Source organism: Muriicola sp. E247 (genome assembly GCF_041358175.1).
Lineage (GTDB): Bacteria > Bacteroidota > Bacteroidia > Flavobacteriales > Flavobacteriaceae > Muriicola.
Genome location: NZ_JBGKBE010000001.1, coordinates 214018 through 231682 on the forward strand (window position 1 = coordinate 214018; position 17665 = coordinate 231682).

A 17665-nucleotide genomic window follows, 5' to 3' on the forward strand; every position below is an offset into this window, starting at 1 on the left:
AAACATCGGGATCAATGGCTAAGGTAAAGCGATTTCTTTCTGGAGTATTCGTTCTGTTTATTGTCATTGCCTTGTTACAATGCGCCAGACGCGGTAGTCCTACCGGGGGACCCAGAGACACCGAACCTCCGGTTCTGATTAAAGCTGAACCTGAAAATCTGAGTACCAATTTTTCGGCTAAAAAAATCAGGTTGTATTTCGATGAATACATCAAGCTCCAGGATGTACAGAACCAGCTGATCGTTTCTCCGCCTTTTAAGAATCCCCTTGACATAAGTCCGCAGGGAGGTGCCAGCAAATACATCGAAATCGAAATTAATGATACGCTGCAGGAGAACACTACCTACACCATGAATTTTGGGGAAAGTATTGTAGATAATAATGAGGGAAACGCCTACCCCTACCTTACTTATGTTTTCTCCACAGGAGATTATCTCGATTCGCTCTCGCTCCTAGGGGTAGTGCGGGATGCTTTTAATAAAGAAACAGACGAATTTATAAGTGTAATGCTTTATGAAATCGACTCGAACTACACAGATTCTGTCATCCGCAAAAACCCCCCTAACTATCTTACCAATACACTGGATAGTACCACTATTTTTAGATTACAGTATTTAAAAGCGGGAGATTATCGTTTGATTGCCATAAAAGATGAGGCAAAAAATAACCTTTACGACCCGGTTGTAGACAAAATAGGTTTCGTGGAGGACACAATTACATTACCTACAGATTCCATATATGTGTTAGATCTTTTTAGGGAAGTCGCCGACTATAGCCCGGTAGTGCCTAAGTTGGCTGCAAGGAACAAAATTGTATTCGGCTATAATGGACCTGAAGAAAAGCTTGAAATTCAACCAATCACCAAAATCCCTGATACGGTTTTCACTTACCTGGCCAAAGAGCCGGGGAAGGATACCCTCAATTACTGGTTCACACCATTTGTAGCCGATTCCCTGATCTTCGAAATTTTCAATTCCCGTTTGGAACAGAGGGATACATTTACGATTAAAACAAGGGAGCTCCCATTGGATACCCTTTTAGTCTCAGCAAGTCAACGCAGCTCAATAAATTTTTTAGACACCCTATCCCTCTCTGCCAATATCCCCGTTCAAGCGAGCGATACTGCAAGGGTTTCCATGATCAACAAGGATTCTCTTCCTCAACCTTTACAAATTTCGCTTGATACCATAGGAAATCGCCTTGTTATTGATTTTGAAAAGGAACCTAACGAAACGTATTTACTCAACATTTTACCGGGGGCGCTTACTGATATCTTCGGAACAACTAATGATACCCTGAATTACAGGCTGACCACGGGTAGTTATGCAGATTATGGAAATCTAAGGATTCGGTTGAGCGGGGATGTAAACTATCCGGTACTTGTTGAATTGACCACTCCACAGGGAGAAATAGTTCGATCAATCGCAGCAGAAGAAGATCAGCTTTTTGAATTCAACCTCCTGAATCCGGCTAAATATTTGTTACGTGCAATCTTCGATACAAATAGAAATCAACGATGGGACACCGGAAACTTTAAGGAAAAGATTCAGCCCGAAAAAGTAGTTTACTTCCCCCAGGAAATTGAAGTCAGGGCCAATTGGGAACTTGAACAACTCTTTGTTATTGAAGAGTAAACGAATCCCGGTCATCGAGAAATCTCAGTTTATCCCTTACTTCTCGGAGATGTACTTTATTTATTGTCACGAACAGTACTTCTTCCCCGGATGAAAATGCCAGTTTTTCTCCCAGAGGATCATAGCATGCTGAATGCCCATTATACCCATAGCCATTCTGGTCCTCCCCAATTCTATTGACCCCAAGGCAATACGCCATGTTTTCAATTGCCCTTGCTTTAAGCAAGGTGTCCCATGCTGCGATTCGTGTTTTAGGCCAGTTAGCCACAAAAAGCAGCAGGTCATAGCCTTCCGTATTTCTCACCCATACCGGAAAACGAAGGTCATAGCAAATCATGGGACATATCCTGAATCCTTTGTAATCGATTGTAATCCTTTCTTTCCCGGATGCATATGTCAGGTGTTCCCCAGCCAGGGTAAAGGTGTGGCGCTTATCATATTGCTCAAAATTCCCGTCCGGTTTAACAAAAAACAGTCGGTTGGTATACTTCCCGTTTTCGTAAAATACAATACTTCCTGTCAATGCAGAGCCTGTTTCTTCTGCAAGTTCTTTCATCCACTCTAAGGTAGCGGGTCCTTCTTCCTTACCAATCTCAGAAGGGGTCATAGTGAATCCTGTTGTGAACATTTCAGGAAGAACAATGAGATCTACCTTCTGTTTTAAGTCTCTTATTTGTCGGGCAAAATGCGTTCTGTTTTTTTCAGGTTGCTGCCAGAATAATGAGGTTTGTACGAGGGCAATATTTAATTGTGTGTCCAAAATTGAAGTTCGAAAATGATTATTGAGCTAACAGGGATAGAAAACGATCAAATCCCTGCATTTTTGCATGGTCAAGCGCACTGTGTCCACGTGCATCCCTGATATGGATATCAGCACCATGCTTGATCAGGAGTTGGGCAATTTCCAATTGATTGAAAGTTACTGCATAAATCAGGCAACTCGACCCCATCACATTGGTAATATTTACATCTGCTCCGGCATTCATCAATTGCTCTGCAATGTCGGTATACCCTTTAAAACAAACTCCCATCAAGGCTGTATTTCCTGTGCCATCTTTTTCATTGACATCGCTTCCTTTTTCCAAGAGGAATTCAACGATGTCTCCTCGATTGTAATAGGCTGCCAGAATGAGAGGTGTGGAACCCCTCTGGTCTTTCCCTTTTAGCAATCCGGGATGTTTGTTGCCAAGTGTTTTAACGGTATTTAAATCCCCTTGTCTGATAGCCTCGAAAAACGATTCCTGTTCCATGAGTAGCAAATATAATACCCGTTTAAAGGTACAACATGCTGCCAAAAAGGAGATAAAAATTATAGAAATCCTTTATTAATCCATGCAAAATAGAAATTTGATTCCTGAAGTGTTTTTGGATAATGTGTACTATCTTGCTGTATGGAGAAAAATCCACTTAATGTATTTGGCCTGCCCCTACAGGCATGTTGTTATGATCCCGTAACCGGATACTTCAGGGATGGGTACTGTAAAACTATGGCCGAGGACAGAGGAACCCATGTAGTTTGTGCTATGGTTACCGAAGAATTCTTACAGTTTTCAAAAAAACGCGGGAATGATCTGATTACCCCCGTTCCTCAATGGCAATTTCCCGGACTCAAGCCCGGCGATCGTTGGTGTTTATGTATTTCCCGCTGGTTAGAAGCAGAAAAGGCAGGAGTAGCACCTCAGGTGGTACTGGAAGCAACCCATGAAGTAGCACTGGAATATACCGAACTGGATACCCTTGTAAAATATGCTTACATGCCTTCCGATAATTAATCTCCTGGCATATTTAAGGCTTATAAGGTTATTTCACATTTTTATTGACGAATTCTCCTACATATACAAAATTATTCCCCGTTGTGAACGTTATCCTTCATGAACCATACTTAAGTATTAGTTTATGAAGACCGTCTCTTCTACTGACACCATTAAAAACCTTCCCTTTCCCATAGCCAAAGTCGATCGTAAATTCAACATGATCGAAACCTCAGGGGTTTGGGACATGATCTTTATCAATCAGGAAAAAAATACCTCAGAAACAGAGCAGGAATTCGCTTTTCCGATTAATTCCCTGAAGGAACTGAACAAAGATTGTCTGGAAAAAAAACAGAATGGTGAAAAGGTTATTCCCGTGGTCTGTGAAAAGGGAAACTTCCTGTGGTATCGATGGCAAATCATGCCTTATTATGATGAGGATGGCGATGCTGAGGGGTCATACATTCTAAGGGAAGAGGTTACAGAGCGTATCAAAAAGGAACAATTACTCTCAAAGGCTCAGAAAGTGTCGAGAGTTGGCGGATGGGAGGTCGATCTTATACATAACACAATATACTGGACCCAAACAACCAAAGAAATCCATGAGGTTTCAAAAGACTATGTTCCTACCTTAGAGGAAGGAATTAATTTCTATAAGGAAGGGGAAGATCGGGAGAGGATCACAGAACTGGTAAGTAGAGCCATTAGTGATGGGACCCCCTGGGATACTGAATTGAGGATAATTACGGCCAAGGGAAATGAGCGCTGGGTTCATGCCAAAGGTGAGGTAGAGTTGTTAAACGACAAGCCTGTTAGAATTACAGGTACTTTTCGGGACATCGATCAGAAAAAGAAAGCCGATCTGGAATATAAGAAAGTTAGTGAGCGACTCTCAATCGCTACAGAAGCTTCACAAATTGGTATATGGGATTTAAATCTCAGGGATAATTCCCTGGAATGGGATCAAAATATGTACCGACTTTACGGAATCAGAGAAAAGGATTTTTCAGGTGTTTATGACGCCTGGGAATCGGCGGTACATCCAGATGATAGAGAAAAAGCACAATACGAATTGCAGGAAGCTATTAAAGGGCATAAAGATTTCAATACCGAATTCAGGATTGTGTACCCCTCTGGAGAGGTTCGATATATTCGCGCCTTTGGCGTTATCAGAAGAGATTCTGAAGGAAATGCATTCAATGTCATTGGAACGAACTGGGACATTACAGAATTAAAAAAAACACAGCTGAAGCTGGATTACAGTAAAGAGTCTTTTGAACGTGCATTTGAACATGCCGCTACCGGAATGGCTCTGGTTTCTCTCGAAGGAAATTGGATAAAATTCAACCAAAACCTGTGTGAAATAAGCGGCTATTCGGAAGAGGAGTTGATGAAGATGAACTACTTAGACCTCACACATCCCGAAGATCGATCCAGGGATTTACTATTAAGGTCGGAACTTCTGGAGGGTAAAAGGAATTCATATCAAACTAAAAAGCGATATTATCATAAAAGAGGACACATAGTGCACCTCATAGTGTCCATTACGGGGGTCAAGAATATTGATGGGGAGCTCTCACATGTCATTTCTCAAATTATGGACATCTCCAAATTAGTAAAGGCAGAAGAGCATCTGAAATCTCTGGTGGAGATTACTCAGGACCAAAATGCCAGTCTTTTAAATTTTGCCCATATCGTTTCCCATAACCTGAGGTCGCATGCCAGCAATATGACCATGCTTACCGATTTTCTTCTTAAGGAAAACGATCCTTCAGAGTTACAGAACATTGGCAAGATGCTGAAAGACGCCTCAGAGAGTCTTAATGAAACGGTGGCTCATCTAAACGAGGTAGTACAGGTAAAGGTGGGAGGAGTACAAAAAGTAAGATCTGTTAATCTACTTAAAAAGATCAACAGAGTAAAAAAGAACATCAATGCCCTGCTCCTTGAAAAGAATGCAGAATGCCAAATCGATATTCCGGAAGATCTCAGGGTGAAGGCTATTCCCGCTTATTTAGAAAGTATCTTTTTAAATCTTTTTACCAACTCTTTAAAATACGAATCCCCTGAACGTCATCCCATCATTAAAATAAAGGTAAAGCAAAATGAAAGTGGTTCTTGTACCATCGAATTTGCAGATAATGGCCTGGGAATTGATCTTGAACGACACAAGGACAAGATATTCGGGATGTACAAAACTTTCCACCATCACAAGGATGCGAAAGGGATCGGGCTTTTTATTACCAAGAACCAGATCGAGGCCATGGATGGTAAAATAAGTGTTTCGAGTAAAGTAGATAAGGGCACTACTTTCTCGCTTCTATTAAAAACAGTTTAAAAAATGGTAGTGGGGAAAGTTAAGAACATATGCATCATTGATGATGATCCTATCTTTATTTACGGGACCAAGCGCCTTATAATGGATGCCAATTTTAAAGGCGACATTACCGTTTTTCAAAATGGAGAAGAAGGATTATCCGGCCTTTTACAAATACACAGGGAGGGAAAGCCCATGCCGCCCATCATTTTTTTAGACCTCAATATGCCAGTTATGAATGGGTGGGAATTTTTGGAGGCCATCCATCAACAAGCTGAATTCAATTCCCTCAATTTTCAAATATTCATCCTTAGTTCTTCGATTGATCCGAAAGATACCGAAAGGGCGAATTCATACAAGATGGTCAAAGATTTTATTTCCAAGCCTATTTCCCCCGATACTTTACATGACATCCTCTATAATTAATTGGGCAATCCCGGACTAAAGTCTCCTGGAGCATTCTGGGGTTGATTTATAGTTCCCGAAGCTCCGGTATCATTGTAAACTACCCACTCCTGCGAGGTGAATACCGGATTTGCCAGGCTTACTCCTGTTTTCCTATATGCCCTTCCGTCTTCAAATTCGTGGCTGGTGCCGGACCCATCCTCTCCTATGACCCCAAATATATCGACTAGCTTTCCGAAGGGATCAACCAGGGTAAGATTATCGTCTCCATTGGAATCGGCCGGACTATTAGATCCCCCCTCTATATCTGGGGCGAAACCATAGGTTTGTTCAAATACCTCTGCATTGGAAGCAATGACTAAAAATTGACCTGGATCCACAACAAAATCAGAAAGATCTACAGAGGAACTTTTATCAGCATTGTCATTGGTGTATCGATCCAGATGCCATCCTTTAAGTGGGAGGGGCTCATCACCTGAATAATAGAGTTCCACAAATCTTGCTGAACTATTGTTATCGGGATCTGCCAATTCTGAGATAAAGAGATGATTAGAAGTGAATTCTGTAATCCACTCTTCACATCGATCCTGAGTAAAATGGATATCATCAACAGATCGAATGATTAAAGTCGGTTCCCCATTTTCAGTATAATTAATGGCTGTAATACTCCCCATCCCAGCTGGCAGCGTTTCTGCATAAAAATCGGAATATCCACTATTTAGCAGTCTAATTTCATTGTCCTGACAATCTATAAGTTTTCGCAGAGTTTGTTCATTTTCTTGAGCGTAGCTGGAATCAAGCTCTTCTTCTGCGAACTCCATTTCTTCAATACGTACAAGTGTATTCAATGGCTGAAAAGGAACTTCATCTATTGATATAATCTGTGGTTGCAATGAAGAGGGTTGATCACAACTTTTGGCTATATGAGTAAAAATACGGTGCTTGGGAAGTCGGCCAGGCTGAAGTGTTCCAAATGTGGAAAACGCACTACCGAGTTTAAATAAGCCCCTTGATTTGCCCAGATAGAGGCCTTTCAATGAAAGAATCACCCTATCTCCCGGCTGAAAGAACAAATAAGAATCCCGTAATTCCAATTCGAGTTGAAGCCCTGCGGTAGGATTTACTGGTTTATCCTGCAGATGGAGGGTATTAAAAATATTACCTGCTTGATCAGAAGAGATGACATAGGCTTCAATAACCCAGCTTTCAACAATTTCCATAGTTGTATCAGAATATTGATCGAGGACTTCCCCTAAAGAAATATTGGGTAGAATATCATTGCTGCACTTTTCTACCGGAACAGCCCAATCTTCCTTTTTAAGACATGCTGAGCAGCAAACAATTAGTATTAAAACCAATACTGGAAGTTTCTTCCACCGAATAACGATCTCATTCATTTCAGAAGCTTATAGCAAGGTTTAAAAAGAAAGTCCGGCCAAAACCATACCAGTATTTTGATCCGAAAGAAGGAGTGCCACTCATATTGTCCCTTAGCATTTGCTTATAGTTCCCATTCCGGCTTTGTTCAAAACCTCCGGATTTGTAGGTTACATTGAATATGTTGTTTACGCTGAGAAACGTACTGATGTACTTCCCTTTATAAAGCCAGGATTTACCTCCGATAAGGTTGAGCAGGTAGATTGGGGGGAGTGTCTCCTGGGCTAGTAAATGTCCGAGTTTGTCTTCTGAAATATCCGGAAATGGTTTTCCATTTTCAGGATCAATTCTAAAGCTCTGAGTTCGTTTGATATAGGCTATATCGACAACACTATTTGCCAGGTAATTGGCCGTGCAGCCTATCCACCAATACTTAGGATCCCTGTACTCTAATCCAAATGAAATTGCTGTCTGTGGTCCCTGACTTATTTGATATCCCTTTACAGAAGAAAAACCCAGATCGATATTCCCGCCGGTTCCATTCAATGTTTCATCATCGCCACTAGTATCAAAATTTATGGATACAGCAGGGTCACTGGCATATTCATATCTTCCTATTGAACTAACCAGTGAGAGCTTCGTGGTTGGTGAAACGTCAACTTCCAGGCCTATTTCCAGACCTTTGTGCAGTCTATCAACGCCAGTAGCTACTTCCTGAACGAATTCTGATCCGATACCTGAATCCACATAAAAAAAGTTAATTTCAGTTCCTTCCATAAAACGTGTATAATATGCAGACATGCGGCCTTTTAACTTCGGTAGTCGTGCCAGATATGTCAAATCCACACTGTAAATCCTTTCCTCCGAAATATCCGGGACAACTAAATGATTCTCTCTGGGATTGACATAAGCATACTTAAGTGGCGGGGGTTCATTGCCCGCGTAGGCAAAGGCTTTTATCCAATGTCTTGAGGTAAGTCCGTAGGAGAACCCACCTTTGATCCCCCAGCTTTGAAATTGTATCTTTTCCCCTTTTCCAAATGAATTATCAATAAATCGTTCATTTAAAAAAAGCCCGTCTCGCTGAAAACTCTTTTCAGCATATTCTCCAGCGACATAAAAATCACATTGTTTCCAATCGAAACGGGCTTGTAAAAAACTATTCCAATATTTTGTGTTAATCCTGTAGTGATAACCAAAAAGGTCGCCTGCCGCCTTTTCGGTTGCTTCGTTCAGGTTATTTCGGGTATTGCTGAATGGATCTACGTCTTGAAATTGTTCTGCTCCTAAAAGATCGATGACCCTGGCAAAATTTTCTGCACGGGAGTGTTGCATCAGAAATCCGGCATCGATTTTTAGTCTATTACCTACCGGTAAATTCAGGATGGTACTCCCCGATAACGTTTTCTCATCGCTTACATCCTCCTGATAGATATAGGCAGCGTCATTTCTTCTGGCCTGTACTGAATTGGCTTCAAATAAATCTGTCCAGGACCATTGTGGATTTTCAATAAATCCCATTCTTGCTTCGTTTGCACTAATGAAATTTGCTCCGATCGGACTATTGACATAGTAACTGGGTAAATAACGATAATATGTCGGATCCGGATTCGGGGCGTTGAAATATCCTACCCGAGTAAAACTCCTGTCCCCCCATTGATAAGCAAAGGAAGTCATGAAGCGCAGATTATTTTTTGAAAGCTTATGTGATAAAAGAACTAGCGGCTCATGAATCACTCTGATCCTTGAGGTTCTGAGCGTTCCCCCTTGATTACCCCAATAGGGGTTATAGTTTGTTCCTGCTAGGTCAGCAACTTCGTCAGTCAGCGCTGCAGACCTCCCCCTGCTATTATATGCGTTAATAAGTGTAGCCTCCAGTGTCTGATGGGGCGACAAAGAAAGACTGGCTGACAAGAACATAGAATACGCATCATATGGGGTTCCGGCTACAATTCCTTCTTCAGCCCATCGCCTTGAGAAGGACAAGGAGTAGGCAAAACCCTTTTCTCCTTTTCCTGAATGATAGGTAGTCATTAGTCGGTTCCTATAGGTTCTGTTAGACACCGCAGTAGATAACCGCAGGCCTGGTCTGAATTTGTGCGGTGAAAGATCAATAGCTGAAACTCCAAGGACGCCCCCGAAGCTATGATCTGAAGCATCGAGTCCAAAAGTAAAGTCCTGATTCCTTGTAATATCGTTGAGTCCGCCCCAATTATTCCACTGTGGCCTCCCATCCCAATTTCGATTCATCGGAATGCCATTGATCAGCACCATTCCTTCTTTTGAATCATATCCTCTTACCCGAAAAAATGCCTGGCCAAAATCAAAAGCTGCCCGCTTTAGGAAAACATCTCTCGTAGCCTGAAGCAAGCCAGAATTACTGTCCAGATTCGACTCATCCTTTAAATCAGTCTCAGAAAGTGTTAATAATTGATCCCTCTTTTCGATGTCGAGATCGCGTTTCAGATAAACCGCTCCTAAATTGATGTTTTCAGAATCAACAAAGAGGGGATAAGTCATTGTTACATAATTTAAAGCCGAGATATTCAGTTGTAAATTCCCTTTTTTAGAAGTATACAGACGAAACTCTCCTGCTACATTGGTTAAGATTGTTTCTGACTCCCCATCAATCCATACTCTGACGCCTTTTATTCCCTTTCTCTCCTGAAATTCTATCACCTGTCCTGTTATCATAATTTTCTGGGCTACAGCCTTTTGTATATGTATAAAAAATAACATCACTAGTAAATTCAGAAGGATTCTTCGTAATTTATAATTTGTAATAACTGTCCCCGTCATTATTCAGATTTTAGCCTGATTCATCCTTTAATGTGGCCAAAGTAAGCTGTGTTGCTGCAATCCCCTTGCAACTTTAGCGGCTATATTGTGGCTGAAATTCCCTCATAAAATGAGAATACATTACTTCAGGATGATTTGGGTTTTTTTGCTGTGTGCTTATCTCAATGGACAATCTTCCGTATATCAAATCAGAACCGTAGCTTTTTACAATCTGGAAAATCTGTTCGACACCATCGATGACCCGCGCACTTTTGATGAAGATTATACTCCCACAGGAAAGAATAAGTGGACTACAAAACGATACAAGGAGAAAATAGAAAATTTGGCTGGGGTTATTTCGGAGATTGGATCTTCCTTACGAAAAAGTCCACCAGATATTCTGGGAATATGTGAGGTGGAAAACTTTCAGACCTTATCCGACCTGATTGCTTATCCTAAACTTGCGCGATTTGACTATGGCATTATTCATAAGGATGGCCCTGATGCGCGAGGAATTGATGTGGCGTTAATCTTCCGGAAAGCTTCCTTTGTTCCTGTTAGTTTTCAAACACATCGATTAGTAATACTAAACCAAGAGCGATTCAGAGAACCTACCAGGGATCAACTGGTTGTTCACGGCTTTATGAATGGTATACCTTTATACTTTATTGTAAATCACTGGCCATCCCGCCGGGGAGGAGAACTAAGGAGCAGGCCGTACAGAATAGCGGCTGCTGAATTAAATTTAAAAATCATCGATTCTATAAGGAGAATTTCTCCTGATCCTTTAATTATTTCCATGGGAGACTTTAACGATAACCCTGTTGATTACTCTATGCAAAAGGTCCTCTCAATAAAAAAAGAAACTAGGAGCATACAGTCTTCAGAATTATTCAACCCAATGGTCGGATTATTCAGAAAAGGGAAGGGGAGTCTGGCATACAGAGATTCATGGAGTCTATTTGATCAAATTTATACAAGTGGAAATTTGGTCAATGGTAAACGCTCATTACAACTATGGAAGGTAAATATTTTTGACCCTCCCTATTTAAAACAAACGCAGGGAAGTTATAAAGGTTATCCATTACGCACAATAACTGCCGGGAGATATACGGCCGGTTATAGTGATCATTTACCGGTATATGGATATCTGATAAAGAAGTTCGAACCGTTACTCCGGAACGACTAATTTGATATTCCGCCACTTTACTTTGATGCCGCCCCCGTCATGGATTTGCAGGGCAATGGCGCCCTCGCCGGCACCTATGGCTTCATCACTGATACTCACCATCTGTACCCCGTTAAGCCATGAAGTAAGCTGGTCTCCCATCAGGCGAATCTTCAGGGTGTTCCATTGCCCCTCTCTCAGGACGAGTTCTTTTTCTACTTCCGGCTTTACCAGCCAGCCTCGGCCATAGGATTCATAAACACCTCCAGTATGTTTCCCTTTAGGTGCCACCTCTACCTGCCAGCCGCTTACTTTTGTGCCGTCAATCGTAGAACGGACAAAAACCCCGCTGTTGCCATCGGCTTCCTGGAGGAACTCCAGGGTAAGTTCAAAATCCTTGTAGTACTCATCCGTTGCCAGGTAACCGTATTGAGCATCGGGGCCACTTTCAGAGACAAGCAGGCCGTCTTCCACATACCACTTCTCAGTGCCATAGACAGTCCAGCCATTTAGGTCTTTCCCGTTAAAAAGTTCCTTTCCCTGGGCGGAGAGCCCTGTTACCATAAGCAGGGCGAATAAAAATTGTATCGTTTTCATAGTAAGGTATTTAATTGAACCATTGTGCCCATGGAATTCTACTGAGAATCAGCACAAGGCCAAGCCCGTAGAAGAGGGCAATACTTTTAAACTTCTTCTTCCCTTCCATAAATCGTTTGTGGCGGGACCAGCCGATAGTAATCAGTGCCAGAGCCAGGATATTGACAAAGGGGTGTTCCACGGCCAGTAATCTGGCGGCAGAGTTCATCCCGCCCATCCCAAGGGTTTTAATGGCCGAAAAACCACTGGCAGAAATAAACCAGAGGATAAGCCCGACCACAAGTTGGATATGGCTGAGGATTAGCGTAAAAAGGCTGAGACGAAGATCTTTTCCCATAGTAAACATCCTGTTGCTTACAAGGCCGGTAATCGCGTTAGCTACGGCCAGAAATAAGAGAACCAGGACTATATAGGCCAGATAAGAATGTAATACCTGTATCCATTCTAGAAGAAGACTGCTTTCTTGCATTATGTTTAGTTTAAGTCTTAAAAGTACTAATTTTTAGGTATTAAAAAACCCCGCATTAAGCGGGGTTCTTATTATTTAGTTGAGGATATCTTTTAATTAAAGATATATCTGATCCCTAATTGAGCTTGCCATCTTGACGATGCTAATCCAAAATCATCAATCTGAGTGATATTAGGCGTACCATCATCGTTGACAGTTCCGTAATTCACCTGGAATTCCGGAGTTGCTCCTGTTGAAACTGTTGTCAACGGACTCACTTCAGAACTGATAAACCTTCTTTGTCCCCAATCCTTGTTGATAAGATTAGTAAAGTTGAAGATGTCTGCCGAGATCTGGAAAGTATGTGTCTTCCCACTAAATTCAAGGCTAAAATCTTGAAGGATTTTTAAATCGATGATATGATTCCAGATTCCTCTTGAAGCATTTCTCTCTGCGTATTTTCCTCGGTTCTCACTAAGATATTCAACGCTATTGATAAAGGTATCAAGGTCATTCCACTGCTCAGCAGCTGAGACTTCAACATTACCACTACTATCAGTGATATCTGCCAGAACAATTTCGTCCTGAGAAGCAGGGATGTAAATCAGGGCATTATCCCTGGAATCATCGTTAAGTAAATCGCGTCCTTCTCTGTAGATAAAGCTGTAAGGCTGACTCTGGTATCCTTCGTAGAAAACACCGAAGGTTGTTTTTACATTATCACTCCAATTTATCTCATAAGAAGCATTAGCTGTGATTCTGTTACCGAGGGCAAAATCTGATCGGGTTACGGGAAGGTTTGAATTCTTACCGTTCACAGTCTGGATATTTCTCCACTGTGAACTGTTTTGTGAAGAGGTCCCGTCAAAGATTTTAAATGAATCTCCGAAAGTATAGGAAACCTGTCCTGAAAATCCATTTTCAAATGGCTTACGCAGGGAGAAAGTTGTATTATGAGCGTAACCACCACCTGTATTAGATGCCAAGTAAACTCCCTGGTAGGTAGGATCAATCTCGTCTCTCCTGTCGTAGAATGGCCTGTTATCTGCGCCGGCATACGTACCTATGGCCGGTTTAAGATTAAGGTTCTGGTAGTATACATCTGTAATCACATTGGTGTAAAGGAAGTCACCACTTAAGATTAGATTCCAAATCGGCAATTTCTGATCTACCGCAATGTTAAACTTGGCTACCTGTGGTAATTTAAAGTCCTTGGCAATTAAGTCTACATTACCTCCTGATCCTCCGGATCCCGGAGCCGGATCTTCAAACTGGTTGTTTACATTGGGTTCAAAAGGCTGTCCAAATTCGAACATAAATCCTCCGGTGATACCGTTATTATTATATGTTCCACCTGGCCATACCAATGGAAGTCGGGACGTAAAAACTCCAACACCTCCACGTATCTGAGTGGTTCCTTTGCCATTGAGATCCCAGTTAAAACCGAGACGGGGAGCAAACATAGGGGTCGGATCGATTCCCTGCCCTACTCTGGCGCCTTGTAAATCTTTACCAGCAGCTTCCAGCAATGGGATTGTTCTGTCATTAAAATCGTCATTAACGACACCATCACTCCAGTAGGGGATGTCTATTCTAGCTCCGAAAGACAATTTGAAGTCATCGGTCATCTGCCAGTCATCCTGGATATAGAATCCGGCCTGGAAGGTATCAAATTCTGATGCCCCTGCAGACTCATCGCCAACAACTCCTGTTCCTACAAGAGAGTAGCCGTGCTGATACACATCTGCATCCTGCCCTGTAAGGAATTGGTTGAGACCTGAAGAGATTAAAGTTCCAGATCCATCAAATTGATCTTCAAAGGTATAATCCCCGTAATTGAAGGCAAAAAAGAGGTTTTTAACCTTTGCAAATTCCAGGTTAGTTCCCAAGGTCACGGTATGTGCTCCTGAGTAAATTTCGAAATTGTTAGTAAGGGTCAATACATCCTGGTCGAGCAGGTTAGCTGTTGAAAAAGGCTCTGCTCCGAAGGAAATTGTTCCTGAACCGTCCTGGATATCAACGGTTGGGAATGGATCTCCTAGTGGATCCCTGTCGTCCCTTACCTGAGTATACCCAAGAATGAAGTTGTTTGAAAACTTATTGCCAAAACGCGAGCTTAGTTCTAAAGCAATAGAATGTGTCTGAGTTTCGAACGACTCAGAACCGTTGATAAATCCTATTCCAAAGTTTCCGGAATTACGAGCTTCCAGGTTATCAGCTCCCACATATCCGTAACGGAAGGAAAGCTTGTTATCCTGATTAATGTTCCAGTCGATTTTCGCGGTGAGCTTATCCCCAGCCAAAGTACGGGTATTGTTGTCAAATATTCCCGGATCATAGCCGTAGTTGCTTACCAAAAAGCTGCTGAGGTTATTCAGGTCGGCTGCAGATGAGCGCCCTGTATAGTTGCTGATATTAAAAGGCTGTGGAGTTTCGTCGTCCTGTCTTTCGTAGTTTAAAAAGAAAAACACTTTGTCTTTTACTATAGGACCTCCTACTCGAACACCGTATGTAAGCGCACTGAAATCAGCTAATTTCTCACGGGTGTCTCCGTCATTAGTTAGTGAGGTTGGTGTTTTACCGGCCAGGCTTTCATTTCGAACAAAGGCGTAAGCCGATCCTTCCCAGGTGTTCGATCCCGAACGCGTAATGGCGTTGATTGATCCTCCTGAGAAACCTGATTGCCGTACATCGAAAGGAGCGATGTTAATCTGGAAAGTTTCGATCGCATCAACAGAGAAAGGATTAACTCCCGTCTGTCCTCCATTGGTACCTGAGCCTGCCAAACCAAAAACATCATTATTTACTGCTCCATCAATATATATGGCATTGTAGCGATTGTTTTGTCCTGCAAGTGAAACGGAGAATCCATCATTACCTTCAGTAATCTGTGCCTGTGGAGTAATCCGAACAAAATCAGCAATAGATCTGGAAGCAGCAGGTAAAGTAGCAACATCTCTTCTGGAAACTGTGGTCTCTGTCCCTGTTTTGTTAGCTCCGAAAACACCTGAAGCTGATGCAGAAATCACGACTTCCTCAAGTGCCGTAGCCGATTCTGACAATTGAACATTATACTGAGAAGCCCTACCCAGCGTTAGATATATTTCATTTTTCACATTATCTGTAAACCCGATATAGGAAAAGGTAATCTGGTAAGGGCCTCCAGATCGCATGTTGGAAATTCGATAAAAGCCATCGAAATCGGCAGCAGCCCCATAAGTACTTCCTGTTGGAAGGTGTACTGCTACGATACTGGCACCACCAAGTGGTTCACCAGCGTCATCGGTTACTTTACCACTGATTGCAGAAGTAGTAACCCCTTGTGAAAAAGCCATTGCTGTCATTAAAAATGCAGCAAGGGCAAAGTAAATTTTCTTCATAGTTCTCGTGTTATTTAGTTATAAACCGTCCGCAAAAATGCCCTATTTCAGAGACAAATACATTAAGACAGTGTTAAATTAAGGAGAACAAATTTAACATAAAATTATCTAAAATCATCCCATAATTGATAGGGATATTTTGGGGAAGTTGGAATATATGAAATTGAGATTCTAGGTCTTAAATTTTTGCAATAATTGCAAGGTAGAAGTGTCGTGATTAGAAATTTCGGAAGATGTGATATCCCTTAGGGTTGTATTGGCCAGTTGCTTTCCTAATTCTACCCCCCACTGGTCATAGCTGAATATATTCCAGACCACTCCCTGCACAAAGATCTTATGTTCGTATAGGGCTATCAGGGACCCAAGGCTCTTTGGAGTTAAGTTGTCTATCAACAGGGTATTGGTGGGCTTATTTCCTTCAAATAATTTAAAGGGCAGGAGTTTTTCAATCTCCTTTTCATTCAACCCTTTGTTTACCAGTTCCTCCTTTACTTCACTGGCTTTTTTCCCATTCATCAGGGCTTCAGTCTGGGCAAAAAAGTTTGCCATAAGTTTCTGGTGGTGATCGGTATTGCCGTAAAGGGAGTTTTTGTAACCAATGAAGTCGGCCGGAATCAGTTTTGTCCCCTGGTGAATCAACTGAAAGAACGCGTGTTGCGCATTGGTTCCCGGTTCTCCCCAGATGATGGTCCCTGTTTGGTATGAAACTGCTGATCCATCCCTCGCGGTACTTTTCCCGTTGCTTTCCATGATGCCTTGCTGAAAATAGGCTGAGAATCTACTCAAATACTGAGTGTAGGGAATAATAGCCTCGGTCTCTGCCTCGTAAAAATTGTTATACCAGATACTCAGAAGGCCGAGCAATACGGGGATATTTTGGTTAAAATCGGTTGTTCGGAAATGCTCATCCATTTCTCTGGCACCTTCAAGCAATTCTTCAAAATGGTTTGGCCCCAGGGCCAGGGCGATAGAAAGTCCTACGGCGCTCCAAAGGGAAAATCGGCCTCCAACCCAGTCCCACATCGGAAATACGTTTTCCTGTGCGATTCCAAATTCGTTTATTTTATCGGTATTGGTAGATACGGCTGCAAAATGCAGGGCTATATCTTTGGGGGATGCGCTTTTCAGGAACCAATCTTTGATGGTTAAGGCATTGGTGAGTGTTTCCTGGGTAGTAAAGGTTTTGGAGACGATCACAAACAAGGTAGTCTCCGGATTGATTTCTCTAAGGATCTCCTGTACATGATCCCCGTCAATATTGCTGACAAAGTGTGTCTTAAGGTGGTTTTTATAGTATTTAAGAGCCTCTGTGACCATCACCGGGCCCAAATCAGATCCCCCGATTCCTATATTGACCACATCGGTAAAAGATTTGCCTGTATAGCCTTTTTTCTTACCTGAAATGACCGCCTCTGAAAACTTCCTGATATGATCTCTTACCTGGTATACTTCCGGAATTACATTTTCCCCGTCTACCAGGACCTTTTCTGCTTTTCCTGCTCTCAGGGCGGTGTGGAGAACGGCACGCCCTTCGGTTTCGTTGATTATATCCCCCTCAAAATATTTTCCAATCGCTTCTTTAAGTTTTACTTCTTCTGCTAATTGGAGTAGGTATTCCAGGGTAGTATCTGTAATTCTGTTCTTTGAAAAATCAACAAAAAAATCCTGCCATTCTCTTGAAAATCGCTCAGCCCTACCCGGGTCGCTTTCAAATAATTCCCTGAGGTGTTGTCCTTTTGTTTCCCTGAAGTGTATCTCGAGCTTTTTCCAGGCGTCGGTAGTGGTAGGATTGATGTTGGCTAATGGCATT

At 42.1% G+C, this 17665-nt stretch carries 13 protein-coding genes; 5 read left to right on the plus strand and 8 right to left on the minus strand.

What is annotated here, in order from left to right; translation table 11 throughout:
* Positions 1-14 precede the first annotated feature (14 nt).
* Positions 15-1634, plus strand: a complete 1620-nt coding sequence (locus tag ACA086_RS00970) for an Ig-like domain-containing protein (protein ID WP_371001371.1) — start codon at positions 15-17, stop codon at positions 1632-1634.
* Here the strand turns inward: ACA086_RS00970 and ACA086_RS00975 are convergent.
* A complete protein-coding gene (locus tag ACA086_RS00975) occupies positions 1621-2394 on the minus strand; it encodes an amidohydrolase (protein WP_371001372.1) in 774 nt (257 codons plus the stop codon). The genes ACA086_RS00970 and ACA086_RS00975 overlap by 14 nt on opposite strands.
* 19 nt (positions 2395-2413) lie before the next feature.
* Entirely contained in the window at positions 2414-2884 is a 471-nt protein-coding gene (locus ACA086_RS00980; protein WP_369748131.1) for an ankyrin repeat domain-containing protein, read from the minus strand.
* 141 nt (positions 2885-3025) lie between these two features.
* Here ACA086_RS00980 and ACA086_RS00985 point away from each other — a divergent pair, with 141 nt between their 5' ends.
* From ACA086_RS00985 to ACA086_RS00995, 3 genes are all read left to right on the plus strand, one after another.
* Positions 3026-3406, plus strand: a complete 381-nt coding sequence (locus ACA086_RS00985) for a DUF2237 family protein (RefSeq protein ID WP_369748130.1) — start codon at positions 3026-3028, stop codon at positions 3404-3406.
* Between the two features lie 124 nt (positions 3407-3530).
* Positions 3531-5723 (plus strand): PAS domain-containing protein, encoded by a 2193-nt coding sequence (locus ACA086_RS00990; protein WP_371001374.1) that lies wholly within the window; start codon positions 3531-3533, stop codon positions 5721-5723.
* A 3-nt stretch (positions 5724-5726) separates the two neighbouring features.
* Entirely contained in the window at positions 5727-6128 is a 402-nt protein-coding gene (locus ACA086_RS00995; protein WP_371001375.1) for a two-component system response regulator, read from the plus strand.
* Here the strand turns inward: ACA086_RS00995 and ACA086_RS01000 are convergent.
* Both ACA086_RS01000 and ACA086_RS01005 read right to left on the minus strand, forming a co-directional pair.
* Positions 6125-7504: a DUF5689 domain-containing protein gene (locus ACA086_RS01000; protein ID WP_371001376.1), complete on the minus strand. Its 1380-nt coding sequence runs from the start codon at positions 7502-7504 to the stop codon at positions 6125-6127. The genes ACA086_RS00995 and ACA086_RS01000 overlap by 4 nt on opposite strands.
* Position 7505: 1 nt before the next feature.
* Entirely contained in the window at positions 7506-10178 is a 2673-nt protein-coding gene (locus ACA086_RS01005; RefSeq protein ID WP_371001378.1) for a carboxypeptidase-like regulatory domain-containing protein, read from the minus strand.
* Between the two features lie 214 nt (positions 10179-10392).
* Between ACA086_RS01005 and ACA086_RS01010 the strand changes: the two genes are divergently transcribed.
* Positions 10393-11451, plus strand: coding sequence for an endonuclease/exonuclease/phosphatase family protein (locus ACA086_RS01010; protein ID WP_371001379.1), 1059 nt, complete (start codon positions 10393-10395; stop codon positions 11449-11451).
* On the opposite strand, the gene ACA086_RS01015 is transcribed toward ACA086_RS01010, so the two are convergent.
* The 4 genes from ACA086_RS01015 to pgi form a co-directional block, all read right to left on the minus strand.
* Positions 11434-12027 carry a DUF1080 domain-containing protein gene (locus ACA086_RS01015; protein WP_371001381.1) on the minus strand — a complete coding sequence of 198 codons (594 nt, stop codon included), beginning with the start codon at positions 12025-12027 and terminating at the stop codon, positions 11434-11436. The genes ACA086_RS01010 and ACA086_RS01015 overlap by 18 nt on opposite strands.
* A 10-nt stretch (positions 12028-12037) precedes the next feature.
* Positions 12038-12496, minus strand: a complete 459-nt coding sequence (locus ACA086_RS01020; RefSeq protein WP_371001383.1) for a hypothetical protein — start codon at positions 12494-12496, stop codon at positions 12038-12040.
* A gap of 92 nt (positions 12497-12588) precedes the next feature.
* Positions 12589-15855 carry a carboxypeptidase regulatory-like domain-containing protein gene (locus tag ACA086_RS01025; RefSeq protein ID WP_371001384.1) on the minus strand — a complete coding sequence of 1089 codons (3267 nt, stop codon included), beginning with the start codon at positions 15853-15855 and terminating at the stop codon, positions 12589-12591.
* 171 nt (positions 15856-16026) lie between these two features.
* On the minus strand, positions 16027-17664 hold the full coding sequence (gene pgi / locus ACA086_RS01030; RefSeq protein ID WP_371001386.1) for a glucose-6-phosphate isomerase: 1638 nt from the start codon (positions 17662-17664) through the stop codon (positions 16027-16029).
* Position 17665 lies beyond the last annotated feature (1 nt).

Coding starts and splice junctions, on each gene's coding strand:
- ACA086_RS01025 (WP_371001384.1), bottom strand. CDS start 15,855: ATGAAGAAAATTTACTTTGCCCTTGCTGCATTTTTAATGACAGCAATG.
- ACA086_RS00980 (WP_369748131.1), bottom strand. CDS start 2,884: ATGGAACAGGAATCGTTTTTCGAGGCTATCAGACAAGGGGATTTAAAT.
- pgi (WP_371001386.1), bottom strand. CDS start 17,664: ATGCCATTAGCCAACATCAATCCTACCACTACCGACGCCTGGAAAAAG.
- ACA086_RS00990 (WP_371001374.1), top strand. CDS start 3,531: ATGAAGACCGTCTCTTCTACTGACACCATTAAAAACCTTCCCTTTCCC.
- ACA086_RS01015 (WP_371001381.1), bottom strand. CDS start 12,027: ATGAAAACGATACAATTTTTATTCGCCCTGCTTATGGTAACAGGGCTC.
- ACA086_RS01010 (WP_371001379.1), top strand. CDS start 10,393: ATGAGAATACATTACTTCAGGATGATTTGGGTTTTTTTGCTGTGTGCT.
- ACA086_RS01020 (WP_371001383.1), bottom strand. CDS start 12,496: ATGCAAGAAAGCAGTCTTCTTCTAGAATGGATACAGGTATTACATTCT.
- ACA086_RS00995 (WP_371001375.1), top strand. CDS start 5,727: ATGGTAGTGGGGAAAGTTAAGAACATATGCATCATTGATGATGATCCT.
- ACA086_RS00970 (WP_371001371.1), top strand. CDS start 15: ATGGCTAAGGTAAAGCGATTTCTTTCTGGAGTATTCGTTCTGTTTATT.
- ACA086_RS01005 (WP_371001378.1), bottom strand. CDS start 10,178: ATGATAACAGGACAGGTGATAGAATTTCAGGAGAGAAAGGGAATAAAA.
- ACA086_RS01000 (WP_371001376.1), bottom strand. CDS start 7,504: ATGAATGAGATCGTTATTCGGTGGAAGAAACTTCCAGTATTGGTTTTA.
- ACA086_RS00985 (WP_369748130.1), top strand. CDS start 3,026: ATGGAGAAAAATCCACTTAATGTATTTGGCCTGCCCCTACAGGCATGT.